Source organism: Pseudomonas sp. CHM02 (assembly GCF_000612585.1).
In the GTDB taxonomy this organism is placed as follows: domain Bacteria; phylum Pseudomonadota; class Gammaproteobacteria; order Pseudomonadales; family Pseudomonadaceae; genus Aquipseudomonas.
The window spans coordinates 18,418-32,811 of sequence record NZ_JFCA01000038.1 but is presented as its reverse complement, the minus strand read 5'-3'; the positions used below and the strand labels follow the sequence as shown (position 1 = coordinate 32,811).

General features: G+C 63.0%; 10 protein-coding genes. All 10 read left to right on the top strand.

What is annotated here, in order from left to right; translation table 11 throughout:
• Window positions 1–9 precede the first annotated feature (9 nt).
• The 10 genes from BM70_RS0121770 (at window position 10) to BM70_RS0121725 (ending at window position 14,393) form a co-directional block, all read left to right on the top strand.
• A complete protein-coding gene (locus BM70_RS0121770) occupies window positions 10–2,496 on the top strand; it encodes a TonB-dependent receptor (RefSeq protein WP_025857966.1) in 2,487 nt (828 codons plus the stop codon).
• Window positions 2,497–2,939: 443 nt separating this feature from the next.
• The gene (locus BM70_RS0121765) at window positions 2,940–4,379 is read left to right on the top strand and encodes an undecaprenyl-phosphate glucose phosphotransferase (RefSeq protein ID WP_025857965.1); all 1,440 of its coding nucleotides are present in this window, start codon (window positions 2,940–2,942) and stop codon (window positions 4,377–4,379) included.
• Window positions 4,379–5,839, top strand: a complete 1,461-nt coding sequence (locus BM70_RS0121760) for a mannose-1-phosphate guanylyltransferase/mannose-6-phosphate isomerase (protein ID WP_025857964.1) — start codon at window positions 4,379–4,381, stop codon at window positions 5,837–5,839. The genes BM70_RS0121765 and BM70_RS0121760 overlap by 1 nt, the downstream gene beginning before the upstream one ends.
• Before the next feature lies 1 nt (window position 5,840).
• Window positions 5,841–6,752: a glycosyltransferase family 2 protein gene (locus tag BM70_RS0121755; RefSeq protein WP_025857963.1), complete on the top strand. Its 912-nt coding sequence runs from the start codon at window positions 5,841–5,843 to the stop codon at window positions 6,750–6,752.
• Window positions 6,753–6,781: 29 nt separating this feature from the next.
• Window positions 6,782–7,558 carry a polysaccharide biosynthesis/export family protein gene (locus BM70_RS0121750; RefSeq protein WP_025857962.1) on the top strand — a complete coding sequence of 259 codons (777 nt, stop codon included), beginning with the start codon at window positions 6,782–6,784 and terminating at the stop codon, window positions 7,556–7,558.
• A gap of 15 nt (window positions 7,559–7,573) precedes the next feature.
• A complete protein-coding gene (locus BM70_RS0121745) occupies window positions 7,574–9,565 on the top strand; it encodes an exopolysaccharide transport family protein (protein ID WP_025857961.1) in 1,992 nt (663 codons plus the stop codon).
• Window positions 9,565–10,755, top strand: coding sequence for a glycosyltransferase (locus tag BM70_RS0121740; RefSeq protein ID WP_025857960.1), 1,191 nt, complete (start codon window positions 9,565–9,567; stop codon window positions 10,753–10,755). Before BM70_RS0121745 ends, BM70_RS0121740 begins: the two co-directional genes overlap by 1 nt.
• Window positions 10,745–12,073: a cellulase family glycosylhydrolase gene (locus tag BM70_RS0121735; RefSeq protein ID WP_025857959.1), complete on the top strand. Its 1,329-nt coding sequence runs from the start codon at window positions 10,745–10,747 to the stop codon at window positions 12,071–12,073. The genes BM70_RS0121740 and BM70_RS0121735 overlap by 11 nt, the downstream gene beginning before the upstream one ends.
• Before the next feature lie 8 nt (window positions 12,074–12,081).
• A complete protein-coding gene (locus tag BM70_RS0121730) occupies window positions 12,082–13,299 on the top strand; it encodes a glycosyltransferase family 4 protein (RefSeq protein WP_025857958.1) in 1,218 nt (405 codons plus the stop codon).
• Window positions 13,290–14,393, top strand: coding sequence for a glycosyltransferase family 1 protein (locus BM70_RS0121725; protein WP_025857957.1), 1,104 nt, complete (start codon window positions 13,290–13,292; stop codon window positions 14,391–14,393). Before BM70_RS0121730 ends, BM70_RS0121725 begins: the two co-directional genes overlap by 10 nt.
• The last annotated feature ends 1 nt before the right edge of the window (window position 14,394 follow it).

Here is a 14,394-nt window from a genome sequence, read left to right as displayed (position 1 = left end):
CCCGCGGTCATGCAAGCGTTCCCCTCCAAACGTTCCCCCCTCAAACAGGCGGTGCAGGCCGCCGTGCTCGGCGCCTGCCTGGGCTATGCCATCGCACCGCTGGCTGCGCTCGCCGAAACGCCGGCCAGTGACACACAGGCCCGCGACTGGAATATCGCTTCCGGTACCCTGGCCAATGCGTTGGACCAGTTCGCGCGCCAGGCCGGCATCAGCCTGTCGTACGACGCCACCAGCGTCGCCGGCAAGACCAGCCCCGGCTTGAGCGGCAGCTACGACGCCCAGCAGGCACTCGACCGATTGCTGCGCGGCCAGGGCCTGCAAGCCCAGCGCCAGAGCAACAGCACCTGGTTGCTGCTGCCACAGGTGGCCGATGCCAGTGCGCTGAACCTGGGTGCCACGCTGATCAGCGGCGAACGTTTGGGCGCGACCACCGACGGCACCGGTTCCTACACCACCGGCGCGGTCACCATCGGCAAAGGCGAACACAGCCTGCGGGAAACCCCGCAATCGGTCAGCGTGATGACCCGCCAATTCATGGACGACCAGAACGTCAGCACCATCGACGACGTGATGGAACGCACGCCCGGCATCACCACCTACGAGTCGCCCATGGGCGGCAAGTACTTCTATTCCCGTGGTTTCAAGATGCTCGGCCAGTACCAGTACGACGGCGTGCCCCTGGACATGGGCAAGGACTACGTGCAGGCCGACAGCTTCAGCGCGAACATGGCGATCTATGATCGCGTGGAAGTACTCAAGGGCGCCGCCGGGATGCTCAAGGGTGCCGGCACGGCCAGCGGCGCGGTGAATTTCGTGCGCAAGCGGCCGCAGGCCAAGCCCACCACCAGCTTGTCGTTGTCCGCCGGCACCTGGGACAACTACCGCACCGACTTCGACACCGGCGGCCCGCTGAATGACAGCGGTACGCTGCGCGGGCGCGCATCGGTGAGCGAGCAGAAGCGCGGGTCCTACATGGACATCGCCAAGCGCCAGGACCAGGCGTTCTACGGCGCCCTGGATTTCGACCTTAGCCCCGACACCACCCTGGGCGTCGGCGCCAGTTACGAAGATGTGGACTCCACACCGTGCTGGGGCGGCCTGCCGCGCTACGCCGACGGCAAAAGCGCCAACCTCAGTCGCTCGACCTGCCTGGGCCAATCCTGGAACGACTGGCAAAGCCGGCGTACCACCTTCTTCGCCGACGTCACCCACCACTTCAACGATGACTGGAAACTCAAGGTCGCGGCGGTACACAGCCGCAACCTGCAAGACACCAAGTACGCCGCCAGCGAAGGCACCATCAATTATGGCGACCCGGCGCCAACGGCCAACTCCTATGCGGCGCTGATGGACTACGACCACAAGGACTTCGGCCTCGACGCCTACGTGGACGGCAAGTTCGAAGCCTTCGGCCTGGAACACGAACTGATCCTCGGCGCCAACGGCAGCCGTGGCACCCAGGACGACGTCTACGCAATCCAGAACCTGCCCAAGCGCCAGAGCATCTACCAGCCCGACCACCACTTCCCGGAGCCGGATGACAACACTTTCTGGCCGAACATGTACCGCGGCGGTACGGTCAAGGAAACCGCCACTCAATACGGCACCTACGCCACCTTGCGCCTGCGCCTGGCCGAGCCTTTGATGTTCATCGTGGGCAGCCGCGTGAGCTGGTACGAGAACCGTCGCCAGTCCAACAACCTGGCCTGGGGTGAATGGGCGGTGCAGGATGCACGTACCAAGGAGACCGGCGAAGTCACGCCGTTCGCCGCGCTGATCTACGACCTGGACGAGCACCTGTCGGTGTACGCCAGCTACGCCGACATCTTCCAGCCGCAGAGTTCCTACGCCACCGTCGATGGCGCGGCGCTCAAGCCGAAGATCGGTGACAACTACGAGCTGGGAATCAAGGGCGAATGGTTCGACGGGCGCCTCAACAGCTCCCTGGCACTGTTCCGCGCCATCGAGAAAAACGGCGCCGAATCCGACTACACCACGATGTGCCCGACCTCCGCCGATGGCTATTGCTACACCGACACCGGCAAGGTGCGTGCCCAGGGTGTGGAGACCGAAATCAGCGGTGAGTTGCTTGAGCGCCTGCAACTCTTCGGCGGCTACACCTACACCCAGACCAAATCCCTGAAGAACATCGACAGCAAGATCGAAGGCGGCTCGTCCAACACCTACGTGCCTCGGCACATGCTGCGCTTGTGGGGTGACTACCAGCTCGACGGCGCGCTGTCGAAATGGAGCGTGGGCGCCGGGGTCAATGCCCAAAGCAGCAACTACCGCGTCCAGACCATCAAGCTGGAGCAGGCCGGTTACGCGACTTGGAGCACACGCGTGGCGTACCGCATCGACGACACCTGGACCGTCGCGCTCAACGGTAACAACTTGTTCGATAAAAGCTATTACAACACGGTCGGTACAGCCTCCTGGGGCAACTTCTACGGTGAACCCCGCAATTTCACGGTTAGTTTGAAAGGCAACTTCTGATCGGGCGAAAGCCCCGGTGGCAAGGCATTCAGTGCACCTTGCCACTCCCCTCTTTGTCCCCCCTCCTACCTCGCGTCAAAAAAGGTTTTTCCTTTAAGCAGGAAAAATCTCACATTTGTTTCTACACTCAAAAAAACACCCATCCACCGAGCATCCAGACAAGGAATGTCAATAAAATGCCGCAAAAAAGACTGATAAACCTGTCTAGCATGCCGCCTCCGCACCACAGTCAATTTGTTGACCTGGCGCACAAGGGAACACTCCTTTAGCCACCACCCCCGTGAAATCAATTCAAATGGATAGTTGTATCTGGATTGTGCATTTGGATTGGAAAGTTGCGTATTACCCAGAGTAGTCGTTCGACCTGTGTTCTAAAGCAGCCCTCTGCTTAATTGAATAAACACTCGAACAGTGAACTCTGGCGTGCAATGAGGGATGTTTTTATGCGAGAAAAGTCGTCCGTCGACAGCTTGTTTTTAACGCGCGCCGGTTTTGTTGAGTTCTTTGTTGTTTTCGTCAAATTGATCCATGGCATCACTGCTATTTTGCCCCCGCTGGTCCTGGTGCTCTTCCTCGACCCGATGGCACAGGAGTTGCGCGCCCATTTCCTGGGCCTGCTGGTTTTTTTCGCGATCCTGAGCATTATTCTGTTCCAGGCGCTGGGCATCTATTCCGAAGAGTTGTTCAGCAACCGCCTGCGCCTGAAAACCAAGATCAAGGCCTGGACGGCCGCCTTTTGCATCCTGCTGTTCATGTACCAGATCCTGCAGTTTTTCCCGCAATTGACCCCGCGCAACCTGGCGGTATGGTACGTCGCCAGCCTGGGTCTGTTCTGCCTTGAGCGCCTGGTGATGCTGCGCCTGTACAGCAAGCTGATGCGTGCCGGCAAATACCTGCAGCGCACGGTGATCCTGGGTTTTACCGACACCGCCGTGCATGTCGCCGATCACCTGCAGCGCAATGGTGACATTCGCTCCGGCCTGATCGGGTTCATTGACGACCGCACCGAACGCATTCCCAAGGAACTGAGCAACCTGCCCCTGCTGGGCAACACCCGTGACCTGGAAAAGCTGATCCGCGCCGAGCAGGTCAACCAGGTGATGATCTGCCTGCCGTGGGCCGCCGAGCAACGCATTCATGGGTTGGTCAACCGCCTGCGCCAGATGTCGGTGAACGTCATGCTGGTGCCGGACATGGCCGCCCTGCGCTACGGCCACAGCAAGATCACCGATGTGGGCGGCATCCTGATGTTCAACACCTCGCAGTTGCCGCTGCGCGGCTGGTCGCCGGTGATCAAGCGCTGTGAGGACCTGCTGCTGGCCAGCTTCGCGCTGGTCGCGCTGTCGCCGGTGATGGTTGCCACCGCCATTGCGATCAAGCTCGACTCCAGGGGCCCGGTGCTGTTTCGCCAGAACCGCTATGGCTACAACGACAACGAAATCCGCGTGTTCAAGTTCCGCTCCATGTACACCGACCAGAGCGACTTCACCGCCGAACGCCAGACCACCCGCGAAGACCCGCGCATCACCCGCGTGGGCCGTATCATCCGCAAGACCAGCATCGACGAGCTGCCGCAACTGTTCAACGTGCTGCTGGGCAACATGTCCATGGTCGGTCCGCGCCCGCACGCCACCGCGACAAAAGCCGCGGGCATCCCCTTCGAGGTGGCGGTGAGTGAATACAGCTCGCGCCATCGGGTAAAGCCGGGCATCACCGGCTGGGCGCAGATCAACGGCTACCGGGGGGAGACCGACACCCTGTTCAAGATCCAGAAACGTGTCGAGTACGACTTGGAGTACATCTCCAAGTGGTCGGTGTGGTTTGACTTGTACATCGTCTTCATGACGGTCCCGGCCGTCCTTTCCACCAAGGAAGTCTATTGATGAACACGCTCAACGGATTAATTCCCTGCATCATTTCCGGTGGTTCGGGCACGCGGCTGTGGCCGGTGTCCCGGCAGAACATGCCCAAGCCATTCATGCGCATGCGCGATGGGCAGAGCCTGCTGCAGAAAACCTTCCAGCGCGCCGCCAAACTGCCCGGCGTGGAAAGCGTGTTGACGGTAACCAACCGCGACCTGCTGTTCCGTACCCTGGATGACTATCGCCTGGTCAACAAAAGCCACCTGCACCTCGACCTGCTGCTGGAACCCTTCGGCCGCAACACGGCGGCGGCAATTGCCGTGGCAGCCTTGCATGTGCAAGAACATTTCGGCGCTGAGGCACAGTTGCTGGTGATGCCCGCCGACCACCTGATCCTCAATGAAGTCGCGTTCGCCGAGGCTGTAACCCAGGCCCGCGACCTGGCTGAAGCCGGCTATCTGGTGACCTTCGGCATCCAGCCCGATCACCCCGAGACCGGCTTTGGCTATATCGAACAGGGTGAACCGCTGGGCACCGGCAACCGGGTCAAACGCTTCGTCGAAAAACCCGACCTGGCCACCGCCCAGGGCTATCTGGACGGCGGCAAACATCTGTGGAACGCCGGCATGTTCTGCTTCAAGGCCAGCACCCTGGTGGACGAGCTCGCCGCCCATGCGCCCGATGTGCTGGAAGCCGCCCGTGCTGCGCTGGACCACAGCCAGAGCCTGCAGAACAAGACCTCGCGCCAGCGTGAACTGGACCCGGACGCGTTTGGCCGTGCGCCGGATGTGTCCATCGATGTGGCGCTGATGGAGAAGTCCAAGCAAGTCGCGGTTGTGCCGTGTGACATCGGCTGGAGCGATATCGGCTCGTGGGAAGCCCTGCGCCAGCTCACCCCCAGCGACGCCCATGGCAACCAGGTCAATGGCGAAGCGATCTTGCATGACGTGCACAACTGCTACATCGACTCGCCCAAGCGCGTCCTCGGTGCCGTGGGCGTGCGCGACCTGATCATCGTCGACACCCCCGACGCCCTGCTGATCGCCGACGCCCACCGCAGCCAGGATGTGCGCTATATCGTCGCCGAGCTCAAGCGCCAGAACCATCCGGCGTACAGCCTGCACCGCACCGTCACTCGGCCGTGGGGCACCTACACCGTGCTGGAGGAAAGCAGCCGCTTCAAGATCAAGCGCATCGTGGTCAAGCCCCAGGCGTCGCTGTCGCTGCAGATGCACCACCACCGCAGTGAACACTGGGTGGTGGTCAGCGGCGCGGCGCAGATCACCAACGGTGAGCGCGAATTCCTGATCAATGCCAACGAGTCCACGTACATCCCCGCCGGGCACAAACACCGCCTGACCAACCCCGGCATCATCGACCTGGTGATGATCGAAGTGCAGAGCGGCGAGTACCTGGGCGAGGACGACATTGTGCGCTTCGACGACATCTACGGGCGCGCCCCCGCAGAAGTGAAAAAATGACATGCGCACGTCACTGATCATCCCGACCCGTAACGCATCCAGCCACCTGGCCCGCCTGCTGCCGGCGCTGAAGATGCAGACCCTGCAACCTGACGAGACGCTGGTGGTGGACAGCGCCTCCAGTGATGACACCGTGGCGCGCTTTCGCGCGTTCGGTGCACGGGTCGAGGTGATCGACGCGCGCGACTTCAACCACGGCGGCACCCGGCGCTGGGCCAGCGAACAAGTGGGCGGCGACGCGCTGATCGTGATGACCCAGGATGCGATTCCCGCCAGCCCCGACACCTTCGCCAACCTGCTCGCCGAATTGCAGCAGGACCCGCTCAACGGCGTGGCCTACGGGCGCCAGTTGCCCCACCCCGATGCCGGTGTGCTGGGCGCACAGTCGCGGCACTTCAATTACCCGGAACAGAGCCGCAGCAAGAGCCTGGTCGATGCGCCGGAGCTGGGGATCAAGACTTGCTTCAGTTCCGACTCGTTTTCCGTGTACCGGCGCAGCGTGCTGCAAGCGGTGGGCGGTTTCCCGGCCGATGTGATCGGCAGCGAAGACGCCTTCGTCGCGGCGCGCATGCTGCTCGACGGTTACAAGGTGCGCTACGCCGCCACCGCCTTGGTGCATCACTCCCACGATTACACACTCATGGATGAGTTTCACCGCTACTTCGACATCGGCGTGTTCTATGGCCGCGAGCCGTGGATCAAGCAAGCCTTTGGCGACGCGGGAGGCGAAGGCAAGCGCTATGTGCTGGCCGAGCTTGCGGCCTTGCGCAAGGCCGGTGCCCTGCACCGTGTCCCCGAAGTACTGGTGCGCAGCGCGTTCAAATGGCTCGGCTACCGGCTGGGCCATCTGGAGCGCCGCCTCCCCCTCGCCCTCAAGCGGCGCATCAGCATGTTTCCCGGTTATTGGAGGTGAGCATCATGACCTACAGGAAGTCCCCCTTGATGAAACGTACCCTGCTCGTCATGGCCATGATGGCCCTGGCCGCCTGCAATACACCGGCGCGTATCGTGCCGCCGGACGGCAAGACCGTCGAGGAAGGCAAACGCGCCCTCGACCAACTGGCCCAATTGCCACCGGCGGTGGAGCGCATCCGCATCGGCGACCAGTTGCGCATCGTGCGCGATGCCGGCGAGATGCCAACGCTGTCGGCGTTCAACGTCAGTACCATCTACGAGCTGACGCTGTACACAGTGCAGACCGACGGCAAGATCAACTACCCGTTCCTGGGGCCGATCCAGGTTGCCGGGCGCCAGCCTTCGGAGCTGGCCACCGAGTTGACCAACAAGCTCGCGCCGACCTACCGCGAGCCACGGGTGACGGTGAATATCAACCAGGCGCCGGGCAGCTCGATCATTGTCGGCGGTGCGGTGAACAACCCGACGGCGGTGCAACTCGGTACGGCCAATACCCTGGAACAGGCGATCATCGGTGCCGGCGGGGTCAGCCCGGCGGGCAACGCCAGCATGGTCGCCCTGCTGCGTGAAGACGCCCAGGGCGCATACCGCGCTTACTTCCTGGACTTCAGCCAGTTGCTCAAGACCGGCGCCAACGGACGCAAACCCGTGCACCTGCAACGCGGCGATGTGGTGTTCGTGCCCAAATCCAACGTTGGCGAGCGAATCCAGGGAGTGGATACCTACATGAACCAACTGATCCCGTTCACCAAGTCCATTGGGGTTGGCTACAACTACACCCGAACCAGCGGCGGCAATAACTAAAGGAGCGACATCCCAATGATCGAGATCCGTTCTTTTCGTGATCTTCTGCGCTTGTTCTTCATCTTCCGGCACGCGTTCAAACTGGCGGCGATTGCCGCGCTGGTGATCATCCTGCTCGGGGCGTTCCTGCTGCCGGCCAAGTACGAATCCACCGCGCGCCTGTTGGTCAAGCCGGGACGGGATTCGACCTTGCCCATCGAGATCAGCAACCGCCAGGCGCTGGTAATGCCCAGCACCCAGCGCGACCCGATTGTCGACGAGGAGCGCCTGCTCACCGGTCGGCCTATCGTGCGCGCCGTGGCCGAGCACTACCTGGAAGTGATCGAAAACGCACCACCACCGGAAGGCTTCTGGAAGCGCACCAAGTACTACGTCAAGAGTGGCGTGGGCGCCGTGTTCGATGGCCTGCGCGTAGTGCTGGAAACCGTTGGCATCATCGAAAAAACCACGCCGGTGGAGCGTCTGGCCGCCAGCCTGGAGAAGAACTTCGAGGTCAGCCACGCCGCCGGTTCCACGGTGATGGACATCACGTTCAAATGGAGCGACCCGGAAATCGCCCAGGCGGTGGTCAAGGATTGGGTCGAGACCTACATCAACGAACGTACCCAGGCCCTGGGGCGCAAGAGCCTGTATGCCTTCTATGAAGGCCAGGTGTCCAACAGCGCTGCCGAGATCAAGAGCTACAAGCAACAGATCCTCACCCACCTGAACGAGATCGGCGCGGCGAGCATCACCGACCGCCTGGAAGACTTGTCCGAGCGCATCAACGTGCTGCGCGGCGAGACCTTCAACACCACGCGGCTGATCGCCTCGTCCGACAGTGCCATCCAGAGCACGCGCAATCAGCTCAAGGGCCAGCCCAAGGAAGTCACCACGGTGCGCCAGATCGCACTGAACCCACAGCAGCAGGACTTGCGGCGCCTGCTTAACCAGAAGCTGCTGGAAAAGGCCGACATGATGCGCACCTACACCGACAACGCGCCGCCGGTCAAAGCCCTGGATGCGTCGATCCGGGCCATGGAGGCCCAGGTCGCCAACGAGAGCAACACGGTGCAGTCCTCCGAAAACCGTGCGCCGAACACCCTGGAAATCCACCTGCAGCGCGTGCTGCTGGATGAGACCAGCAACAACCAGGCGCTGCGCACCCAGCTGGTTCAGCAGCAGAAGCAATTGGAGAACCTCGAAGCGCAACGCAAGCAAGCCCTGGAGATCGAGCCGGAGCTGGCGCGCCTGTCCCGCGAGTTGAGCGCCACCGAGCGCAACTACGCGCTGTATGTCGACAACCTGGAAAAATCGCGCATCGACCGCGAGCTGGACAATAGCCAGATCAGCAACATCGCGGTGATCGAAGAGGCCACCCTGAACCCGGGCCGCATCTTCCCGAAAACCCTGGTGATGCTGATCCTGGCGATCCCGTTCGCCATCGTCGTCGGCTTGCTGGTGATCTACCTATGCTACCTGCTGGACCAGCGCATTCACGACGGCGGTCTGGTGGAGCGCAAGTTCGGCCTGCCGCTGTGGACCACCCTGCCGGAACTGGACACCACCACCGCGCAAAGTGCCAACGCGTTCAATGCGAGCATCTACCGGCTGTACAGTTTGCTGCAGCCCGACCGCATTGCCGAACAGGGCCTGACGCTGGGCCTGACCTCGGCACGCCACGGCGAAGGCGTGACCTTTGTGGTCGAGCAACTGCGCCAGTTGCTGCACGAGAACGGCATCAGCGTGCGGGTCGGCGGGCCGGAAGCTGCCGCGCCGGGTGAAGTGGTATTGCTGGACGCCTCGGCCCTGCTGGACAACCGCGAAGCGTTTATTACCCTGCGCCGCGCCGACCTGATCGGGCTGGTGGTAGAAGCCCGCAAAAGTACCGTACCGGTGGTCGAGCATGCGCTGTCGATCCTCAACACCGCGTTCGGCAAAGTGGACGGCATCATCATCAACCGGCGCAAGTTCGAAGTACCGAGCAAAGTGCTGCAGACCATCGGTAAATACCGGGGGGCATTCTGATGCGTATCGCCCTGCTCGCGCCGTTGCCACCGGAGAAAAACGGGATCGCCGACTACGCGAACCATTTCCGCACGGCACTGGAACATCTCGGGGTGACGGTGCTGACGCCGTTGGCCGGTGTGGCGAGCAACTCGGAGGCGATCAAGCAAGCCATTGCCGGCTTCGATTGGCACACCGTCGACCTGGTGCACGCCGAGCTGGGCGGCGGGCGGCTGGGGGAGTTCCTGGCCTTGCGTGAACTGCGTAAGGCTTACCCTCGGTTGCCGTTGACGGCCACCGTGCATGACCCGGAGCGCATCGTCTGGAGGCGTGAGCATCTTCCCTTCCCCTTGAACCTGCTGGAGCGCCTGCCCAGCCCGCTGCCCCAGGCCGCCGTGGTGCTGGCCGACCCACTGACCTTGCGCGAAGAACGCCAGGTCGCCAAGGGGCTGACCCGGCTGGTGACCCTCACGCGCCTGGGCGCCGACTGCTTGAGCCAGCGCATGCAATTGCCGGCCGGCAACGTGGCGGTGATCAACCATGCCAACCTGGCGATTGCACCGGCACCGCTGCCGGCGTTGGACACCCTGCGCCTGCTGTATTTCGGTTTTATCTACCGTGGCAAAGGCATCGAAGACCTGGTGCAAGCCCTGGCCGATGTGTTCAAGCAAGCCCCCGAATTGCGCGACCGCGTGCGCCTGACCCTGGCCGGTGGCACCTTTGCGGAAATGGCCTTTGGTGCGTGCGGTAACTACCTGGAGCAGTTGAACGCGCAGATCGCTGCACTGGGTCTGACCGGTTCCATCGACTGGCGCCTGAACCTGCCGGCCGATGAAATCGCCCAGACCATCCAGGCCCACCATGTGATGGTGCTGCCCTACCGCGAATCGAAAAAACTCGCCCTGCTGGGGCGCCAGCGCGGCACCAGTGGCGCGTTGTCCTGGGCCACCGCCTGCGGGCGCGGCGCGATCACCTCCGACGCGCGCGCGTTTGCCGAGGAAGTTGCCAGCGGCAATGGCGCGATCTACCCCGAGGGCGATGTGGCTGCGCTCGGCCAGCAACTGTCGCGCCTGGCACGCACCCCGCTGCTGGCGCGGGACTGGGCCGAGCGCGCCGGGGAGATTGGCCGCGAACGCCTGTGGCCGTTGACCGCGCAGAAATTCAAGCAGCTCTTCGAGCACGCTATTGGCGCAGACGCTTATGGCGCGTAAACGCACCTACCTCGCCACCCTTGCCGTGGTTACCGCGCTGGGTTTGACCGCATTCTTGTGGGGACGCCAGGCCGATGCCGAAAGCCATGTGCTCAAGGGCAACAAGGCGGTGATCTGGAAGGATTTCCTGGGCGTGAATGCGCAATTCTTGTGGTTCAGCCCCGAGCGCTATCAGAAGCAGATCGACCGCCTCAAGGCCCTGGGCCTGGAGTGGGTTCGCCTGGATCTGCACTGGGATCAGTTGGAGCCCGCCGAGAACCAGTATCAGGTCGCAGCCCTGGACCAGTTGGTCGGCAAGTTGCAGGACAACCAGCTCAAGTCGGTGTTCTATCTCGTGGGCTCGGCGCCTTTCGCCACCACCGCGCCAGCGGGTGCGCCGTATCAGGACCAGTATCCGCCCAAGGATCCGAACGTGTTCGCCAACCGCATGGCGTTGCTGTCGCAGCGCTACCCCAGCGTGGATGCGTGGCAGGTATGGAACGAACCGAACTTGCTGGGCTTCTGGCGCCCTGCGGCGGACCCGGCCGGTTTCGCCGCACTGCTCACCGCGACCACCACGGCCCTGCGCGCGGTGAACCCGAACAAGCCGGTGGTGGCTGCCGGCATGGCGTTTTTCAGTGAGATGCCCAACGGCCAGACCATGTTCGACGCCTTGGGCGCGCTGGGCGTGGCCAGTTTGAACACGATCATCTCGTACCATCCCTACACACAGTTGCCCGAAGGCAACGACCCGGCCCACCTGGATTTCATCACCAAGGCCACTCAGCTCAACCAGGCCCTGCGCAATGGCGGTGTGCAAACCCTGTGGAGTACCGAATGGGGCTGGTCGACCTACAAGGGTCCAAAAGATGCCCAGGACCTCATCACGCCCCAGGCACAGGCCGACTACGTGATTCGCCGCCTGGCACTGATGAGCGCGATGGATTACGACAAGATCTTTCTGTTCACCTTGAGCGACCTCGATCAGCGCGCCAGCGTGCGTGATCAGTCTTATGGCTTGCTGGATATCGATACCAACCCCAAGCCGGTCTACACCGCCCTGAAAAACTTCCTCGACGTCACCGGGCCGCAACTTACTCCGGGCGATCCACCGGTGGCCGACTCGTTGCCCGACGGCCTGTTCAGCATCGGCTGGACCCGCGCCGACGGCCGCAAAGTGTGGTTTTTCTGGTCAGCCCAGGGCGGTAACGCGCATTTGCCGGGCCTGTCCAGCGCCACCTTGTACGACCCGCTGCGCGGCACACAAACCCCGGTGAGCGGCACCAGCGGCCTGACCGTCCCGGTCAAGTCGAACCTGCAAATACTGTTATGGGATTGAGGCCTGCCATGCGCATTTTATGGATCCTGCCCTATTCACCCTGGCCTGCCACCAGCGGCGGCAAGACGCGCCAGTTCCACCTGCTGCGCAGCCTGGCCGCGCGTGGGCATCGGATCACCTTGCTGCTGCATGACAAGCACCCGGTTTCCCTCACCGACCGCCAGGTGCTGGAGGCGTTTGTCGAGCACCTGATCATCCTGCCGCGCCGCCCGTTGCGCAGCGTGAAGACCCTGGTCGCCGCGCTGTTTGCGCCCTACCCGCTGCTGGCCAGTGTGAATGGTTTGTCGGGCGCCCTGCAGGATACGTTCAAGCAATTGCTCAACGAGCATTGGGACGTGGTGCAGATCGAGCACAGCTACAGCTTTCAGCCGTACGAAGATGCGCTGGCGCGCAGATCCCAACCGTTCGTGCTGACTGAACACAATGTCGAATCAGCCCTGGGCGCGGCCACCTACGACCGTCTGCCAGGCTGGTCGCTGCCGTTCATTCGCTATGACCAATGGCGCTACACGCGCTGGGAACGGCGCGTGATGCGCCAGGCCACGCAGGTGGTGGCGGTGACCGACAGCGATGCACAGACCCTGGCGAAAATCGCTGGCAAACCGGTGTCGGTGGTGGTCAATGGCGTGGACTGCGATCACTTCGCGGCCGCCCGCCCCGACCCGTCGACACGCCGCGTGCTGTTCCTGGGCAACTATGAATACGCGCCCAACGTGGACGCCATCGAGTGGGCCCTGGACGAGATCCTGCCCAAGGTCTGGGCGCGTTGCCCGGACGCACGCCTGAGCGTGTGTGGTTTCGGCATGCCCGCCAGTTGGCGTGAGCGCTGGCAGGACCCGCGCATCGAGTGGCAGGGTTTTGTGCCCAACCTGCTGAACCTGCAATCGAGTTGTTCGGTGTTTCTGGCGCCGTTGCGCCATGGCGGCGGTTCCAAGCTCAAGGTGCTCGAAGCGCTGGCCGCCGGCTTGCCGCTGGCCAGTACCGAGCAAGGCGTCTCAGGGTTGGACCTGGTGGAAGGCCTGGACTACCTCGGCGGGCAAACCGCCGCCGCCCTGGCGGACGCTGTGGTGCGCCTGTTGCAATCTCCCGACGCCGCCGCGCCCATGGGTGAGGCCGGCCGCGCCTATGTGCGTCGCGCCCATGACTGGAGCGTCGCCGCCAGCCAACTGGAAACGGTGTACGCCGCCCTCTCACCGTTGAATCAAAAGGAGCGCGCATGCGTGTAGGCCTGGATTACCGCACCGTCGGCACCTCGCCACAATCGGGCATCAGCCGCCAGGTGTATGCGCTGGAAAGCGCCCTGCTCAGCCTGCCGGGCATCGAGCTTGAGCGGTTTGCCGTGGCGCCCCTGGGCGATGAAACCCGCTTGCAGGCCCACTGCCCGGCCTGGGGCTGCGCCAAGACCGCCATGCACCAGCCGCAGAATCGCTTGCGTTTCGAGGCCGGCTTTCTACCGCGGGCCTTGCGTGAGGAGCAGATCGATCTGTACATCAGCACCTTCAACATGGGCCTGCCGTTGCCGCCCAAGCCGAAGGGGCTGCGCACCGTGGTGCTGTTGCACGACCTGTTCCAGATTACCCTCAACAACTACCACGCCAACCGTTTGAAAGCGCTGATCTACAAGACCAGCGATCGCCTGTCGATTGCCTACGCGGTGCACAGCTCCGACCGGGTGTGGGCGCCGTCACGGTACAGCGCCGATGAAACCGCGCGGTTGTTCCCCAAGGCGGCGGGCAAGATTCGAGTACTGCCCAATCAGGTCGATGGCTTTTTCGAGCTGGCGGCGGACCTCAGTGCACGCCAACTGCCCGAGCGTTATTGGCTGTTGGTGGGCACCCGCGAGCTGCGCAAGAACGTGCCGTTCCTGGTAGAGGCCTGGCAACAGGCGCGGCGCCAGTCACCCGCCGTGCCGGAATTGGTACTGGTGGGCAGCCTCGACCATTTGCCCGAAGCCCAGCGCTCACTGCCAGGCATTCGTGCGCTGAGTGGCGTGTCGGATGCCGAGTTGCACGCGCTGTACCGCCAGGCCTCGCGTCTGTGGCAGCCTTCGTATGCCGAAGGCTTCGGTCTGCCGGTCATCGAAGCCCTGAGTGTCGGCACTCCGGTGGCGGTGGCCAGCGGCACCTCGCTGGATGAAATCACCCCGCCGTCGGCACCGCGTTTTTCGCCCTCCGATGGCACGGCGCTGACGCAGTTGATGGTCAGCCTGGGCGAACGGGCCGATGAGGAATCGCCCGAGCAACGCCGGCAGTGGGCCGAACGCTTCAACCATCACGCCTATCGCCGGCGCCTGGCGGAACTGATCGAGGAGTTGAAGTGAA